The following is a 16,624-nucleotide window of genomic DNA, read 5'->3' as shown; positions in this document are numbered from 1 at the left end:
GCCTCATCGCGATGAGGCTGGCCGGGACTACTTAAACCCTCAAGCCTTCTGCTCAAACGCCACATAAATCTTGCGGCACGACTCCAGCACTTCCCAAGTGCCCCGGAACCCGGCAGGAATCACGAAACGGTCACCCGCACGCAGGGTTTTGCTGTTGCCGTCGTTGTCGCGCAGCACCGAAACCCCTTGAACGATTTCGCAGTACTCGTGTTCGGTGAAGTTCACCGTCCATTGCCCGACTTCGCCTTCCCAAACACCAGCATTCAACTGCCCGCACGGGCTGTTGTAGTGGTTGTACACCGCTTGCTCGGGATCGCCCTTGAGGACTTTCGCCGGGTCCGGCCGATAGCGCTCGGGCGCGGTCGTGGCTTGGCTGAAGTCGACGACATCCTGGATATTCATTGTTGTAATTTCCCGTGATTGCCTGAAAAGACCAAAGTCTATGTTTATTAAAATGAACATCGCAAGGCCGTTTGACGGCCTTATGTCAAATATATTGAAACATGAGGGGTCGCTGGTTTAGGGTGACGGTTGCCTTGGGCCGAAAAGCAGGCTGGCCGGGCAGAATTCCTGACAGCGCCCGCGAAGACCGCGCAGCGTTCGTATTCAATAAGAGGAGGACACTCGAATGACCACCCTGACTCGTGCCGACTGGGAACAACGGGCTCGCGATCTGAAGATCGAAGGCCGCGCCTACATCAATGGCGAATACACCGACGCTGTCTCCGCCGAGACCTTCGAGTGCATCAGCCCGGTCGATGGCCGTCTGCTGGGCAAGATCGCCAGCTGTGACGCCGCCGACGCCCAGCGCGCTGTTGAAAACGCTCGCGCCACTTTCAATTCCGGCGTCTGGTCGCGCCTGGCGCCGGCCAAACGCAAAGCCACCATGATCCGTTTCGCCGGCCTGTTGAAGCAAAATGCTGAAGAGCTGGCCCTGCTTGAAACCCTGGACATGGGCAAGCCGATCAGCGACTCCCTGTACATCGACGTTCCCGGCGCGGCGCAAGCCTTGAGCTGGAGCGGCGAAGCCATCGACAAGATTTACGACGAAGTCGCGGCCACCCCGCACGATCAGCTGGGTCTGGTGACGCGCGAGCCGGTCGGTGTCGTGGGCGCCATCGTGCCGTGGAACTTCCCGCTGATGATGGCCTGCTGGAAACTCGGCCCGGCGCTGTCCACCGGTAACTCGGTGATCCTCAAGCCCTCCGAAAAATCGCCGCTGACGGCTATTCGCATCGCGGCACTGGCTGTTGAGGCCGGCATTCCGAAAGGCGTGCTGAACGTGCTGCCGGGTTACGGTCACACCGTCGGCAAGGCCCTGGCCCTGCACAACGATGTCGACACGCTGGTGTTCACCGGTTCGACCAAGATCGCCAAGCAGTTGCTGATCTATTCGGGCGAGTCGAACATGAAGCGCGTCTGGCTCGAAGCCGGCGGCAAGAGCCCGAACATCGTGTTCGCCGATGCACCGAACCTGCAGGAAGCCGCCGAAGCTGCTGCCGGCGCCATCGCCTTCAACCAGGGCGAAGTCTGCACCGCCGGCTCGCGCCTGCTGGTCGAGCGTTCGATCAAGGATAAATTCCTGCCGCTGGTGATCGAGGCCCTGAAAACCTGGAAGCCGGGCAACCCGCTGGACCCGGCGACCAACGTCGGCGCGCTGGTCGATACCCAGCAGATGAACACGGTGCTGTCCTACATTGAGTCCGGCCATGCCGACGGCGCCAAGCTGGTGGCCGGTGGCAAGCGCACGCTTCAGGAAACCGGTGGCACTTACGTTGAGCCAACGATTTTCGACGGCGTAAGCAACGCGATGAAAATCGCCCAGGAAGAAATCTTTGGCCCGGTGTTGTCGGTCATTGCTTTCGACACTGCCGAAGAAGCCGTTGCGATCGCCAACGACACGCCATACGGCCTCGCCGCTGCGGTGTGGACCAAGGACATCTCCAAGGCTCACCTGACCGCCCGTGCGCTGCGTGCCGGTAGCGTCTGGGTCAACCAATACGACGGCGGCGACATGACCGCACCGTTCGGTGGCTTCAAGCAGTCGGGTAACGGCCGCGACAAGTCGCTGCACGCGTTCGACAAGTACACCGAGCTGAAGGCGACCTGGATCAAGTTGTAAGTCGGTTTTCTTAACGACGTAGATCCCTTGTGGGAGCGAGCCTGCTCGCGAAGGCGCCGTAACTGCCAACGATGATGTTGGATGTGATGGCCCCTTCGCGAGCAGGCTCGCTCCCACATTTGTTTTGTGGTGAGCCGAAAAAATAATATCCACAGGAGCGTGGAACATGCGTTGGGCGACTTATTTCGCCGTGTTGGCGTCTGTCTTGAGTGTCGGCCTGGCCCTGGGCGTCAGCATGCCGCTGGTGTCGTTTCGCCTGGAAAGCTGGGGCTACGGCTCGTTCGCCATCGGTGTAATGGCGGCGATGCCGGCCATTGGCGTGTTGCTGGGGGCGAAAATCTCCAGCCACCTGGCCGCGCGTCTCGGCACGGCGAATCTGATGCGTCTGTGCCTGTGGGCCGGAGCGTTGTCCATCGGCTTGCTGGCGCTGATGCCGAGCTACCCGATCTGGCTGCTGTTGCGCCTGATGATCGGGGTGATCCTGACGCTGGTGTTTATCCTCGGTGAAAGCTGGATCAACCAACTGGTGGTCGAACAGTGGCGTGGGCGGTTAGTGGCGCTGTATGGCTGCAGCTATGCCCTGAGTCAGCTCGCCGGCCCGGTGTTGCTGGGTGTTCTGGGCACCGAACACGATTACGGGTTTTGGGTCGGTGTCGGCTTGCTGACGACGGCGCCGTTGCTGTTGTTGGGTCGCGGCGGCGCCCCGAGCAGTGAAGCGAGCAGCGTGACCTTCGGCGACTTGCTGACCTTCTGCCGTGGCCTGCCGGCGATTGCCTGGGCGGTATCGCTGTTCGCCGCGTTCGAAGCGATGATCCTGACCTTGTTGCCGGTGTATTGCCTGCGCCAGGGGTTCACCACGGAAATTGCCTTGGCGATGGTCAGTACCGTAGTGGTCGGCGATGCGTTGCTGCAATTGCCGATTGGTGCGCTGGCGGATCGCCTGTCGCGGCGCACGCTGTTTACGGGCTGTGCGGTGGTGTTGCTGGTGTCGAGCCTGGCGATTCCGTTGCTGATCGACACGCTGCTGATCTGGCCGTTGTGGGTGCTGTTTGGCGCCAGTGCTGGCGGCTTGTTTACCTTGTCGTTGATCCTGATCGGCGAGCGTTATCGCGATGATGCGCTGGTGCGCGCTAATGCGCATATTGCGCAGCTGTGGGGGATTGGTTGTCTGGTCGGGCCGTTGGCGGCGGGGGCGGGGAGTCAGTGGATCAGCGGGCATGCGTTGCCTTTGCTGATGGCGGCCGGTGCGTTCGGGCTGGTGATTTTGCTGATGCGCCAGGGTGCGTTTGGCACGGTGCAAACAGCTTGATGTGAACCCTTGCCACAGTTCATTGCCAAACCTCAAATTTACAACATCCGTTCGAGGCCGACGGTGGTGCTCATCCATGCATTGAACCGTCGCCACCAGCTTCCCGGTTCCTTGGTCAGCGTGTGCAGTTTGCCGTCGTCTTCAGTCACCCAAACCACCTTCCCATCTTGCAGTTTTGCCTCATAGCTCAGCGGTGGCGCCATGCCCTGCATCGCCAGGTCGCGCACATGCGCGGCCAGTTCGGGGCTGTCCACCAGCACCCCGACTTCGGTATTCCACAGCACCGAGCGCGGATCGAAATTGAACGAGCCGACGAAGGATTTCTGCTGGTCGAAGATCATCGCCTTGCTGTGCAGGCTGGAGTCGGAGCCCTGGTAAGCGGGGCGTCCAAAGAAGTGTGGCCCACTGCCGCCGCTTCCCCCTTCACCCGGCTGGCGCCGTAGTTCGAACAACTTCACGCCGTGTTCCAGCAGCGCCTTGCGATAGGGCGCATAGCCGCCATGCACGGCCGGCACGTCCGTGGCCTCCAGCGAATTGGTCAGCAAACTCACGGAAACCCCGGCGTCGGCGCGACCCGTCAGGTACACCAGGCCGGGTTGGCCGGGCACGAAGTAGGCCGAGATCATGATCAGCTCTTTGCTGACGTCTCTCAGTTCGGGCGCCAGTTGCGTTGTCAGCAACAATTGCGGGTCCGGCTCGCCGTCGGCCAGCACCTTGCTCGGGGCATCCCACAGCGCCTGGTTCCAGGCCCAGATCAACTCGCGACGCCAGATGTCCAGGCGCGGGTGCGTCTTGAACGTCATCAGTTGTTGGTACAGCGCATGCTTCTGCTTGCGCGTGTCATCCAGCGATTCCTCGAGGCGGGTCCGGGTGTTTTCCAGGTCCTTGGCCGTCGGTTTACTGGACAGGAATTGCTCGATCGGCTTGCTCAGTGCGCTGTTCCAGTACTGATCGAAACTGTGCCCCAACTGTTCGGCTACCGGGCCGACGCCGAGCATGTCGATGTCGGTGAAGTTCAGGTTGGGCTCGGCATCGAAATACTCGTCGCCCAGATTGCGCCCGCCCACGATCGCCATGCTGTTATCGGCCAGCCACAACTTGTTGTGCATGCGCCGGTGTTGCAGTGACAGGTTGAACAGCCGCCCCATGGTGCGCGTGACGCCGGTGCCGCGACCCAGGTGCAACGGGTTGAATACGCGAATCTGAATGTTCGGGTGCGCGGCGAGGGTGGCGATGATCTGGTCCAGGCCATCGCTGGTGGTGTCGTCGAGCAGCACTCTGACGCGTACGCCGCGATCAGCCGCTTTCAGCAGTTCCTCCACGAGCATCCGCGTGCTGATGCCGTCATGCACGATGTAGTACTGCAAATCGAGGCTGCTTTGCGCGTTGCGGATCAGCTCGGCGCGGGCGGTGAAGGCTTCGGTGCTGTCGGACAGCAGGCGAAAGCCCGACTGGCCCTGATGCGGCGCGGCCTGCGCCTGGACCGAACGGCCGAACGCCGAGTCACTGGCGGGCAGCGCCTGACTGGCCTGACGCTGAACGTCAACGCTGGCGCAGCCGCTGAGGAACGAGGCGAAGAGCAGAACAGCGAACAGGTTTTGTCTGACTCTCACGTAGGATCGTTCCGATTGGCTGCAGGTGTCGGCATATGGACGCTGGTTTCCCGAGAAAAGTCAGTCAGTGATGCTGTCAGTTTCGGCTAACAGTTTGATCGCCAGGGCACCGACCTTGCGCACCGCTTCTTCGATCTGCGGTGTTGGCTTGGCAGCGTAGTTCATGCGCAGGCAGTTGCGGTACTTGCCCGAGGCAGAAAAGATGCTGCCCACGGCAATCTGTACGCCTTGATCGTGTAACGCACGATTCAGTTTCAGGGTGTCGAAGCTTTCCGGCAGCTCGACCCACAGCATGAAGCTGCCCTGCGGGCGACTGGCGCGGGTGCCGGCCGGAAAGTAGCGCGTGACCCAGTCAATCATCACGTCACGATTGCGCTGGTATTGCGTGCGCATCCGCCGCAAATGTGGCTCGAAGTGTCCGGCCTTGAGAAACTCGGCAATCGCAATCTGCGGTTGTGGCGCGGTGGAGCCGGTGCTGATGTATTTCATGTGCAGCACCCGTTCCAGATATCGGCCGGGCGCGACCCAGCCGATGCGCAATCCAGGCGCCAGGGTCTTGGAAAACGAACTGCACAGCAGCACGCGACCGTCCTCGTCGAAGGACTTGATCGTGCGCGGACGCGGGTAGGTGTAGGCCAGTTCGCCATACACATCGTCCTCGATGATCGCCACGTCAAAACGCTGTGCGAGTGTCAACAACGCGCGTTTGCGCGACTCGGGCATGATGTAGCCCAGCGGGTTGTTGCAGTTGGGGGTCAACTGTATGACCTTGATCGGCCACTGTTCCAGGGCCAGTTCCAGCGCATCGAGGCTGATGCCGGTGATCGGGTCGGTGGGAATCTCCAGGGCTTTCATGCCCAGCCCCTTGAGGGTTTGCATGGCGCCGTGAAAACTCGGCGAGTCCACGGCCACGATGTCCCCCGGCTCGCAGATCGCGCGGATACTGGTGGACAGTGCTTCGTGGCACCCGGTTGTGACCACCAGATCGCTGGCGCTCAACTGGCACCCGGAATCGAGCATCAGGCGCGCGATCTGTTCGCGCAGTTCGAGGGTGCCGTGGATGTTGTCGTAATACAGACCGGGCATGTCTTGCCGGCGGCTGATACGCGCGAGGTTGCGCAGCAGTGGTTTCATGGTCGGCGTGGTGATGTCTGGCATTCCGCGACCCAATTGCACCACATCCTTGCGCGGCACCGCGCGAATCAGCTCCAGCACCTGATCCCACTGCGAAATATCCACCGGCCGCTGGGCCGGACGCCCAATGGCCGGCAGCTCCGGCAGCTCGCGACCCACCGGCACGAAGTAGCCCGACTTGGGTTTTGGCGTCGCCAGACCACTGTCTTCCAACACACGATAGGCCTGCTGCACGGTGCTCAGACTGACCCCGTGTTCGACACTCAACGCCCGCACCGAGGGCAGCCGGTCACCGGGGCGATAGAAGCCCTGTTCAATACGCGTGCCGAGCAATTCGGCGAGGTTGACGTAAAGGGTCATGGTGCAGTCTCGCTGTGGGAGATTCGGTAAACCAATACAGATCGGGCCAAAAATCAGGATTCAGACACGAAAACGCAAAATCTGTATGGAATTAATACTTGCTCGTTGAATCTGTAATGCTTTTCGTCGTCCACGCATCATGAAAGCTCTGGCTACCCAAGTAAACAGGAGCAATCAAAATGAACGGCTTGAGCGATGTGCGGCTGACGTTACACAGTCAGGAACTGGTGAGAGGGCAGGAAAACGGTACGCGTGAGGCGCTGATGCGCAACGCACCGTCCGGCCTGGGTCGCTGGGGTCTGTTCTGGCATCGTCTGCACACGCGCAAGGCGTTGCTGGCGCTGACGCCGGAGCAACTCAGGGATGTGGGGCTGACGCAGGAGCAGGCGCGGGAGGAGGGGCTCAAGCCTTTCTGGAGGATCTAAAGTCCTGTGATGTTCTTTAAACCGATTCGCGAGCAGGCTCGCTCCCACATTAGATCTCTAGTGAACACAGAATATGTGAGCACCAAAGATCAACTGTGGGAGCGAGCCTGCTCGCGAAGGCGTCCGAAAGGGCGACATCAACCCCTCAGACCAACTCTTTAAGCCGATGCCACAACATCCCCAACGCCAACAACGGCGAGCGCAAATGCTTGCCGCCAGGGAAGGTGATGTGTGGCACCTGGGCAAACAGATCAAACCCACCACTGTGCTGCCCGCTGATCGCTTCAGCCAACAACTTGCCGGCCAAGTGCGTGGCATTCACCCCATGACCGGAATAAGCCTGGGCGTAATACACATTCGGCTGGTCTTTAAGCCGGCCAATCTGCGGCAGCCGGTTGGCGCCGATGCCGATCATCCCGCCCCATTGGTAGTCGATCTTCACCGAGACCAATTGCGGGAACACTTCCAGCATCTTCGGTCGCATGTACGCGGCGATATCTTTCGGATCGCGGCCCGAGTAGTGACAGGCACCGCCAAACAGCAGACGTCGGTCCGCCGAGAGTCGGTAGTAATCCAGTGCCACGCGTTGATCGCAGACCGCCATGTTCTGCGGCAACAGTGAATGGGCCAGATCCTCACTCAACGGTTCGGTGGCGATGATGTAGCTGCCGGCCGGCAGTACTTTGCCGCTGAGTTCGGGGTTGAGTTGGTTGAGGTAGGCGTTGCAGCCCAGCACCAGTGTCTTCGCGCGCACCGAACCCTTTGCTGTGTGGACCTTGATTTCGGGGCCGTAATCGATGCGGGTGACCGCCGATTGTTCAAACAGTACCGCGCCCATTTCCTCGGCCGCCGCCGCTTCACCCAGCGCCAGGTTCAGCGGATGCAGATGCCCCGAGCCCATGTCGATCAAACCGCCGACGTAACGGTCGGAACCCACCACCGAGTGCATTTCGTTGGCCTGCAGCAACCGGGTTTCATAACGGTAACCGAGGCTGCGCAACTCTTCGGCATCCTCGGCGAAGCCTTCGAGGTCGCGGGGTTTGTTGGCCAGGTCGCAGTAACCCCAAGTCAGGTCGCAGGGGATCTGGAAACGCTCGACGCGCTGGCGGACGATTTCCACCGCCTCCAGGCCCATGAGTTTCATCTGACGCACGCCGTCTGCACCGATCACGTTGGCGAATTGATCGAGGCCATGACCGACGCCGCGAATCAATTGTCCGCCGTTGCGCCCGCTGGCGCCCCAGCCAATTTTGTGGGCTTCGAGCAGGATGACACTCAAGCCACGTTCAGCCAGTTCCAGCGCAGTGTTCAGGCCAGAGAATCCGCCACCGACCACGCACACGTCCGCCACCAGATCCCCCCTGAGCGCCGGATAATCGGGCTGCGGCAGGCTGCTGGCAGCGTAATAAGAGGCGATGTGCTGGTGACCTGGAGCGGATGGCTGAGCACCGGCGTTCATGGGCGTGTTCCCGATTCTGGCGTCTGGAAAAGTTGACGGAGCATAAGCCGGACCTTCTGGCACGGGCAACATTGGTCGGCTGCTGCTGTATGGATCGGCGCCTTTGCTTCAGAATCGCGCTCTATTCCGCTTTTGGTCACCGCTTCAATGAGCTGCAACAGTCAGAAAATCCGTACGCTTCGACAGCAGATCCCCTCGTTCGAGTGTGTGCCCGGCTGCCATGACTGCTGTGGGCCGGTGACCACCTCGCCGGAAGAAATGTCCCGCCTGCCGCGCAAGACCCGCGCCGAGCAGGACGCGGCGATGGATGAGCTCAATTGCGTACACCTGGGGCCCAACGGCTGCACGGTGTATGACGAGCGCCCGCTGATTTGCCGGTTGTTTGGCACCACCAAGACCTTGCCATGCCCGAATGGGCGCGGGCCGGTGGAGTTGATTCATCCGCGGGTGGAGAAGCAGATTCATGAGTACATGGCGTCTACCCGCCAGGTGTTGGTCTAGGTAGACCGAGGTGCCTGCCTTCGCGAGCAGGCTCGCTCCCACAATGGAATTGCTTCGTACACAAAATATGTGTCCACTGAAAATCACCTGTGGGAGCGAGCCTGCTCGCGAAGGCGGCCGAACAGACGCCGCATACTTCAATCCGGGATCGGCAAGCTCAAGCTCTCCTTGACCTCTTCCATCACGATATAACTCTTGGACTCACGCACATGCGGCAGCTTGAGCAGGATGTCCCCCAGCAGCTTGCGGTACGAGGCCATCTCGGAAATCCGCGCCTTCACCAGGTAGTCGAAATCCCCTGACACCAAGTGACATTCCAGCACATGGGGCAGTTTCAATACCGCGCGTCGGAACTCCTCGAAAGTATCGCCGGACTTGTAGTCCAGGCTGATCTCGACGAACACCAGCAGACTACCCTTCAAATGCTGCGGATTGAGCCGGGCGTTGTAGCCCATGATGATCCCTTCCCGCTCCAGGCGCCGCACCCGCTCAGTGCACGGCGTGGTGGAGAGCCCGACCTTTTCCCCCAGCTCCGTGAACGAGATGCGTCCGTCCGCTTGCAGGATCCGCAGGATGTTGCGGTCGATCTTGTCGAGCTCTCGTTTGGTCTGAGTGTTGGTACGCATAGGGGATGCGCCTCCGTGAAAAGGGTTTTTGCCGAGAATTGTCGCCAAATATAGCTGCTTATATAGTGAAAAACACTGGCAGATCTTTTTTACACTGCGCACATCACTGCTTGAATACAACACACGTCAGCGGTCAGCCGCGATGAGGGATATGAAAATGCGCGTTATGGTCTTGGGTAGCGGCGTCATCGGTACCGCCAGTGCTTATTATCTGGCTCGGGCCGGGTTTGAAGTGGTGGTCGTGGACCGTCAGCCGGCCGCTGCCATGGAGACCAGTTTCGCCAACGCAGGCCAGGTCTCGCCGGGCTATGCCTCGCCGTGGGCCGCGCCGGGCGTGCCGCTCAAAGCCATCAAATGGTTGTTGCAGCGCCACGCGCCGCTGGCGATCAAGGCCACTGCCGACATCGATCAGTACCTGTGGATGGCGCAGATGCTGCGCAACTGCACCGCCAGCCGTTACGCGGTGAACAAGGAGCGCATGGTCCGCCTGTCCGAGTACAGCCGTGACTGCCTCGACGAATTGCGCGCCGAAACCGGTATTGCCTACGAAGGCCGCAGCCTCGGCACCACCCAATTGTTCCGCACCCAGGCTCAACTGGACGGCGCCGCGAAAGACATCGCCGTGCTGAAAGAGTCCGGCGTACCGTTCGAACTGCTCGACCGCGCCGGCATTGCCCGCGTCGAGCCAGCGCTGGCCAGCGTCACCGACATCCTCGCCGGTGCCCTGCGCCTGCCGAACGACCAGACGGGCGACTGCCAGATTTTCACCACCCGCCTGGCCGAAATGGCTGTGAAACTGGGTGTGGAATTCCGCTTCGGCCAGGACATCCAGAAACTCGACTACGCCGGTGATCGCATCAACGGCGTGTGGATCGACGGCAAGCTGGAAACCGCTGATCGCTACGTATTGGCACTCGGCAGCTACTCGCCGCAATTGCTCAAGCCGCTGGGGATCAAGGCGCCGGTGTACCCGCTCAAGGGTTACTCGCTGACCGTGCCGATCACCAACCCGGCGATGGCCCCGACCTCGACCATTCTCGACGAGACCTACAAGGTCGCGATCACCCGTTTCGACAACCGCATCCGCGTCGGCGGCATGGCGGAGATCGCCGGTTTTGACCTGTCGCTGAACCCGCGCCGCCGCGAAACCCTGGAGATGATCGTCAACGACCTTTATCCTCAGGGCGGCGATCTGGCCCAGGCGAGTTTCTGGACCGGCCTGCGTCCGACTACCCCGGATGGCACGCCGATCGTTGGCGCGACACCGTTCAAGAACCTGTTCCTGAACACCGGTCACGGCACACTCGGCTGGACCATGGCCTGTGGCTCCGGCCGTTTGCTGGCCGACCTGATGGCCAAGAAAACGCCGCAGATCAGCGCCGAAGGCCTTGATATTTCCCGTTACGGCAGCAAACCCCAGGAGTCCGCAAAACATGGCAATCCAGCGCCAGCTCACCAATGAGCGCATGAGTCAGATCGTCAGCCACAACGGCACCGTGTATCTGGCGGGGCAGGTCGGCGATGACTTCAACGCCGGGATTGAACAGCAGACCCGCGACGTCCTCGGCAATATCGAGCGTTTGCTGGATCTGGCCGGGACTGACAAGCAGCATCTGCTGTCGGCGACGATCTACCTGAACGACATCGAGGCGCACTTTGCCGGGATGAACTCGGTGTGGGACCAGTGGCTGCCCAAAGGCGCCGCACCGGCCCGGGCCACCGTCGAAGCGAAGATGGCCAAGCCGAGCATCCTGGTTGAGATCTCCATCGTCGCCGCGTTGCCGTAACCTTTTACAAGATCCCTCTGCCGGTGCTGTTGGCGGTTCACGCCGCCAGCCAGCGCCGGTTTTTTTATTCTACGACCGCCTAGAAGTCTGCCGCCATGCGCCCAGCCCGTGCCCTGATCGACCTTCAAGCCCTGCGTCACAACTTCCGTATCGCCCGTGAACTCACCGGGGCCAAAGCCCTCGCGGTGATCAAGGCCGATGCCTACGGCCATGGCGCGGTGCGTTGCGCCCAGGCGCTGGAAGCCGAGGCCGACGGTTTTGCCGTGGCCTGCATCGAAGAGGCATTGGAGCTGCGCGCGGCGGGTATTCGGGCGCCGGTGTTGCTGCTGGAAGGGTTCTTCGAAGCCGATGAGTTGGCGCTGATCGTCGAGCATGATTTCTGGTGCGTGGTGCATTCGCTGTGGCAACTCGAAGCCATCGAAAAAGCCACACTGAGCAAGCCGATCACGGTCTGGCTCAAGCTCGATTCGGGCATGCACCGCGTCGGCCTGCATCCAAAGGATTATCAGGACGCCTATCAACGGCTGCTGGCCAGCGGCAAGGTCGCGAAAGTCGTGCTGATGAGCCACTTCGCCCGGGCCGATGAGCTGCACGAACAGGCCAGTGCCGAGCAGGTCGCCGTGTTTGAAGCCGCACGCAAAGGCTTGTCGGCGGAAGTCAGCCTGCGTAACTCGCCGGCCGTGCTCGGCTGGCCGCAGATCCCGAGTGACTGGGTTCGCCCCGGCATCATGATGTACGGCGCGACGCCGTTCGAAGAAGCCAACACTGTGGCGGCACGCTTGCAACCGGTGATGACCCTCGAATCCAAAGTGATTTGCGTGCGGGAACTGCCGGCCGGCGAGCCGATCGGTTACGGCGCCAAATTCATTACCCCCAAGCCGATGCGCGTTGGCGTGGTCGCCATGGGTTATGCCGACGGTTACCCGCGTCATGCACCGACCGGCACGCCGGTCATGGTCGCCGGGCAACGCAGCCAGTTGATCGGCCGGGTGTCGATGGACATGCTCTGCATCGACCTGACCGATGTGCCGCAAGCCGGCCTCGGTTCGACCGTCGAGTTGTGGGGCAAAAACATCCTTGCCAGCGATGTGGCGGCAGCGGCGGACACAATTCCTTATCAGATCTTTTGCAACCTGCGCCGGGTGCCACTGCTCTATTCCGAGGGCTGACACCTCGCGGGCCACACCGAAAGTCGCCTCGCCCCACAGGATTCAGGTCCAAGTGTTGTAAATACTGAACGCTGTCGCCATGATAACGCTCAATATTCCAACAACCTGAATCCCTGGAGGCGCAAGCATTGGACGTCGGTGAACGACTGCAATCCATCCGTAAGCTCAAAGGCCTTTCGCAGCGTGAGCTCGCCAAGCGCGCGGGTGTCACCAACAGCACGATTTCGATGATCGAGAAGAACAGCGTCAGTCCCTCGATCAGTTCGCTGCGCAAAGTACTGGGCGGGATTCCCATGTCCATGGTCGAGTTCTTTTCTGAAGAAATCCTGCAGGAAAAACCGACGCAGATCGTCTACAAAGCCAACGAGCTGATCGATATTTCCGATGGCGCCGTGACCATGAAACTGGTCGGTCGGGCACACCCGAGCCGGGCTATCGCCTTTCTCAATGAAATCTACCCGCCAGGCGCCGACACCGGTGACGAGATGCTCACCCATGAGGGTGAGGAAACCGGCATTTTGGTGGAGGGTCGACTGGAACTGGTGGTCGGGCTGGAAACTTTTGTGCTCGAAGCCGGTGATAGCTACTACTTTGAAAGTACCAAGCCGCACCGTTTCCGAAATCCGTTCGATGCGCCGGCGCGACTAATCAGCGCAGCGACACCAGCGAATTTCTAAGTAAAGAAGGCGCCCTGCCAGTAAGGCCGAGGCACCCGGGCGGTTTTTCCGCTGCTGCACAAGACCCCTTCGACTTTGGGGTTGTTTCAGTGTGGCGGGCTTACCGCTATACTTGCGCCCGCCTGCGAACCGTGGCCGTAGGCGTGACTAGCCACCATTGAGGGTGAACGCGTGAACCTAATTATGAAAATGCTGGCTGCACCAGCAACCGTATTGGCCCTATGGGCTGTCAGCGCTCAAGCTGCGACGAACGACGATATTGCCAAACGCCTTGAACCGGTCGGTCAGGTCTGTGTACAGGGCAAAGAGTGCAAGGGGATGGAAGTTGCTGCTTCTGCTGGCGGTGGCGGCGGTGCCAAGACCCCGGACGAAGTGATTGCCAAACATTGCAACGCTTGCCACGGTACTGGCCTGTTGGGCGCACCGAAAATCGGTGACGCTGCTGCCTGGAAAGAACGTGCCGATCACCAGGGCGGCCTCGACGGCATCCTGGCCAAGGCCATTACCGGTATCAACTCGATGCCGCCTAAAGGCACCTGCGCCGATTGCACCGACGCCGATCTCAAAGGCGCCATCCAGAAAATGTCCGGCCTGAAATAAGCCGACATCTTCAGTAAAAAAACCGCTTTCGAGCGGTTTTTTTGTGCCTGCGATTTGTGCGGGAGGCTATCCATTGCAGCAAAGACCCGGCAAGCTCGGTCCAACCCCGATTCACGGAATGTAAGGGAGGATCAGATGGTGCAGCTGTGTTCTATCGAGCAAGCGGTCGATGACGTGTTGGCGCGGTTGCCGGCGCACATTCACATGGGCTTGCCCCTCGGCCTGGGTAAACCCAACCACTTCGTCAACGCGCTGTACCAGCGCATCGCGCAACTGCCGCAGCGGCAACTGACGATCTACACCGCGCTGTGCCTGGGTCGTCCGTCACTGGGCGATGGTTTGCAGAAGCGCTTTCTCGAACCCTTCATCGAACGCGTATTTGGCGACTATCCGGAACTGGATTTCCTCGCCGAACTGCAACGCGACAACCTGCCGCCGAACATCCACATCCAGCAGTTCTTCATGCAGCCGGGCAGCTTGCTGCATAGCGCATCCGCCCAGCAGGATTATGTCAGCAGCAACTACAGCCATGCTGCGCGGGACATCAATGCCGCTGGTTTGAACCTGGTCGCGCAGTTGGTGGCCAGCCATTCCGAGCATCCCGATCGCTTGAGCCTGAGCTGCAACCCGGACATCACCCTCGACTTGTTCCCGATGATCGCCAAGCGCCGGGCGGCGGGGGAGACGATCCTGCTGGTGGGCCAGGTGCATAACGATTTGCCCTACATGCCCGGCGACGCCGAAATCGGTATCGACACCTTCGACCTGTTGGTCGATGAAAAGGACAGCAGCACGTTGTTCTCGACGCCGAACATGCCGGTGGGTTTCCAGGATCACTTCATCGGGCTGCACGCCAGCACATTGGTGCGCGACGGCGGTACGTTGCAGATCGGCATCGGTTCGATGGGCGATGCGCTGACGGCGGCGTTGCTGGCGCGGCAAGCCGACAATGGCGGTTACAAGGCCTTGCTGGCGGACGTGAACCTCAGTCAGTGGGCACAGCTGATCGACCGTGAAGGCGGTGTCGAACCGTTTGCCAAAGGCCTGTACGGCTGCAGCGAAATGTTCGTCAACGGCTTGCTGGTGCTGGCCGACGCCGGGATCGTACGGCGCAAGGTGTATCCCGATGTGCCGACTCAACAACAGGCGAATGCCGGCACCCTCGATGAAGCCGCGCAAACCGACGGCATCTCGGTGCATGGCGGTTTCTTCCTCGGGCCGCGCAGTTTCTACGAGCGTCTGCGCGAGTTGCCGCAAAGCAAACGTCTTGAATTCAACATGACCCGCATCAGCTACATCAACGAACTGTACGGGCAAGAAGAGCTCAAGCGTTTGCAGCGCCTGGATGCGCGGTTCATCAACACTGTGTTCACCATGACCCTGCTCGGTGCCGGCGTGGCCGATCAGCTCGAAGACGGACGAGTGCTGAGCGGTGTGGGTGGGCAATACAACTTCGTTGCCCAGGGCCATGCGCTGGAAGGCGCACGTTCAGTGTTGCTACTGCGCAGCTGGCGCGAGGCGGGCGGGGAGGTCAGCTCGAACATCGTCTGGCAGTACGGGCACTGCACGATCCCACGGCATCTGCGCGATATCGTGGTCACCGAATACGGCATCGCCGACTTGCGCGGCAAAAACGATGCGGCGGTGATCGAGGCGTTGCTCAATATCAGCGATTCGCGGTTTCAGTCGGGGCTGATCCAGCAGGCGCAGAGCGTTGGCAAGCTGCCCAAGGACTTCCGCATCGACCCACGCTTCGCCGACAACAGCCCAGAGCGTTTACAGGCGATTCAGGCGCGGCATCCGAACCTGTTTCCAGAGTATCCGCTGGGCTGTGATTTCACCGAGGTGGAGCGCGATGTGTTGAGGGCGCTGAACTGGTTGAAGAGCAAGTTCAAGCTGACGGAGATTCTGGAGCTGGGCAAAGCTGCACTGGATGCGCCAGAGGCATCGATGTTTCCCGAGCATCTGGAGCGGATGCAACTGACCAGCACGGACGGGTTGAAGGAAGACTTGTTCCAGCGCCTGCTACTCACCGGCCTGAAAGCCACCGCGCAATAACAACCACCCCGAAACAACTGTGGGAGCGAGCCTGCTCGCGAAAGCGTCGTGTCAGTCGGCATTGATGTCGGCTGACACGCAGCATTCGCGAGCAGGCTCGCTCCCACAGGGGGCAGGCGGTGTGGCTTTAGTCGATGAAGGTCACGACGCCGCCGGCCAGCGATTGCACGCGAGCCAGGGATTCCACGCGGTAACCCTGCGCATCCAGTTCGGCACGACCACCCTGGAACGATTTCTCGATCACGATACCCAGGCCCGCCACGGTGGCGCCGGCCTGTTTGATGATCGAGATCAGCGCTTGCGAGGCCTTACCGTTGGCCAGGAAGTCATCGATGATCAGCACGCGGTCGCTGCTGGTCAGGTGGCGCGGGGAGATCGCCACGGTGCTTTCGGTCTTCTTGGTGAACGAGTAAACGGTCGCCGACAGCAGGTTTTCAGTCAGGGTCAGGGATTGTTGCTTGCGGGCGAAGATCACCGGCACGCCGAGGTTCAGACCGGTCATGATCGCCGGGGCGATGCCCGAGGCTTCGATGGTGACGATCTTGGTGATGCCCGAGTCCTTGAACAGCGCGGCGAATTCGTCGCCGATCAGCTTCATCAGGGCCGGGTCGATCTGGTGGTTCAAAAAGGCGTCGACCTTCAAGACCTGATCGGAAAGCACGATGCCTTGTTCGCGGATTTTCTGGTGCAGTGCTTCCATGAAGCTTTCCTCTACTGGCGCCAAATGCGCCTAGTTTGTAAAAAGTGTTCGGTTAAAAATGCTTTGATTAAAAAGTGCTCAATT

General features: G+C 60.6%; 16 protein-coding genes. 10 read left to right on the top strand and 6 right to left on the bottom strand.

Annotated features, from left to right (window positions below; genetic code table 11):
- Positions 1–39: 39 nt before the first annotated feature.
- On the bottom strand, positions 40–402 hold the full coding sequence (locus tag AC07N8_RS16640) for a cupin domain-containing protein (protein WP_483841668.1): 363 nt from the start codon (positions 400–402) through the stop codon (positions 40–42).
- Positions 403–628: 226 nt separating this feature from the next.
- Between AC07N8_RS16640 and AC07N8_RS16635 the strand changes: the two genes are divergently transcribed.
- Both AC07N8_RS16635 and AC07N8_RS16630 read left to right on the top strand, forming a co-directional pair.
- A complete protein-coding gene (locus AC07N8_RS16635) occupies positions 629–2,122 on the top strand; it encodes an aldehyde dehydrogenase (RefSeq protein ID WP_483841669.1) in 1,494 nt (497 codons plus the stop codon).
- 166 nt (positions 2,123–2,288) lie between these two features.
- The gene (locus AC07N8_RS16630; protein WP_483841670.1) at positions 2,289–3,431 is read left to right on the top strand and encodes an MFS transporter; all 1,143 of its coding nucleotides are present in this window, start codon (positions 2,289–2,291) and stop codon (positions 3,429–3,431) included.
- Positions 3,432–3,469: 38 nt separating this feature from the next.
- Here the strand turns inward: AC07N8_RS16630 and AC07N8_RS16625 are convergent, their stop codons facing one another.
- Complete coding sequence (locus AC07N8_RS16625) at positions 3,470–5,044, bottom strand: phospholipase D-like domain-containing protein (RefSeq protein WP_493144655.1); 1,575 nt, start codon at positions 5,042–5,044, stop codon at positions 3,470–3,472.
- A gap of 60 nt (positions 5,045–5,104) precedes the next feature.
- Positions 5,105–6,538, bottom strand: coding sequence for an aminotransferase-like domain-containing protein (locus tag AC07N8_RS16620; RefSeq protein ID WP_483841672.1), 1,434 nt, complete (start codon positions 6,536–6,538; stop codon positions 5,105–5,107).
- Between the two features lie 179 nt (positions 6,539–6,717).
- Here AC07N8_RS16620 and AC07N8_RS16615 point away from each other — a divergent pair, with 179 nt between their 5' ends.
- On the top strand, positions 6,718–6,963 hold the full coding sequence (locus AC07N8_RS16615; RefSeq protein ID WP_493144652.1) for a DUF1127 domain-containing protein: 246 nt from the start codon (positions 6,718–6,720) through the stop codon (positions 6,961–6,963).
- 145 nt (positions 6,964–7,108) lie between these two features.
- Here AC07N8_RS16615 and AC07N8_RS16610 read toward each other — a convergent pair whose 3' ends face one another.
- The gene (locus AC07N8_RS16610; protein WP_493144650.1) at positions 7,109–8,422 is read right to left on the bottom strand and encodes an NAD(P)/FAD-dependent oxidoreductase; all 1,314 of its coding nucleotides are present in this window, start codon (positions 8,420–8,422) and stop codon (positions 7,109–7,111) included.
- A gap of 147 nt (positions 8,423–8,569) precedes the next feature.
- Between AC07N8_RS16610 and AC07N8_RS16605 the strand changes: the two genes are divergently transcribed.
- Positions 8,570–8,923: a YkgJ family cysteine cluster protein gene (locus AC07N8_RS16605; protein ID WP_007947437.1), complete on the top strand. Its 354-nt coding sequence runs from the start codon at positions 8,570–8,572 to the stop codon at positions 8,921–8,923.
- A 137-nt stretch (positions 8,924–9,060) separates the two neighbouring features.
- Here AC07N8_RS16605 and AC07N8_RS16600 read toward each other — a convergent pair whose 3' ends face one another.
- Entirely contained in the window at positions 9,061–9,549 is a 489-nt protein-coding gene (locus AC07N8_RS16600) for an Lrp/AsnC ligand binding domain-containing protein (protein WP_003177284.1), read from the bottom strand.
- A gap of 157 nt (positions 9,550–9,706) precedes the next feature.
- Here AC07N8_RS16600 and dadA point away from each other — a divergent pair, with 157 nt between their 5' ends.
- From dadA to AC07N8_RS16570, 6 genes are all read left to right on the top strand, one after another.
- Positions 9,707–11,011, top strand: a complete 1,305-nt coding sequence (gene dadA / locus AC07N8_RS16595; RefSeq protein ID WP_046031107.1) for a D-amino acid dehydrogenase — start codon at positions 9,707–9,709, stop codon at positions 11,009–11,011.
- A complete protein-coding gene (locus tag AC07N8_RS16590; protein ID WP_027926366.1) occupies positions 10,983–11,336 on the top strand; it encodes a RidA family protein in 354 nt (117 codons plus the stop codon). The genes dadA and AC07N8_RS16590 overlap by 29 nt, the downstream gene beginning before the upstream one ends.
- 95 nt (positions 11,337–11,431) lie before the next feature.
- Positions 11,432–12,505 carry an alanine racemase gene (alr, locus tag AC07N8_RS16585; protein ID WP_493144647.1) on the top strand — a complete coding sequence of 358 codons (1,074 nt, stop codon included), beginning with the start codon at positions 11,432–11,434 and terminating at the stop codon, positions 12,503–12,505.
- 128 nt (positions 12,506–12,633) lie between these two features.
- Entirely contained in the window at positions 12,634–13,182 is a 549-nt protein-coding gene (locus AC07N8_RS16580) for a cupin domain-containing protein (protein WP_007947433.1), read from the top strand.
- A 183-nt stretch (positions 13,183–13,365) separates the two neighbouring features.
- Entirely contained in the window at positions 13,366–13,782 is a 417-nt protein-coding gene (locus AC07N8_RS16575) for a c-type cytochrome (protein ID WP_483841698.1), read from the top strand.
- Between the two features lie 135 nt (positions 13,783–13,917).
- A complete protein-coding gene (locus AC07N8_RS16570; RefSeq protein ID WP_483841675.1) occupies positions 13,918–15,840 on the top strand; it encodes an acetyl-CoA hydrolase/transferase C-terminal domain-containing protein in 1,923 nt (640 codons plus the stop codon).
- Positions 15,841–15,967: 127 nt separating this feature from the next.
- Here the strand turns inward: AC07N8_RS16570 and AC07N8_RS16565 are convergent, their stop codons facing one another.
- Positions 15,968–16,540, bottom strand: coding sequence for a xanthine phosphoribosyltransferase (locus AC07N8_RS16565; protein ID WP_046030651.1), 573 nt, complete (start codon positions 16,538–16,540; stop codon positions 15,968–15,970).
- Between the last annotated feature and the right edge of the window lie 84 nt (positions 16,541–16,624).

The organism is Pseudomonas sp. GW821-FHT10C09, from assembly GCF_059415465.1.
The sequence above is the reverse complement of the archived record's forward strand: the minus strand, read 5'-3'. Positions and strand labels throughout refer to the sequence as shown.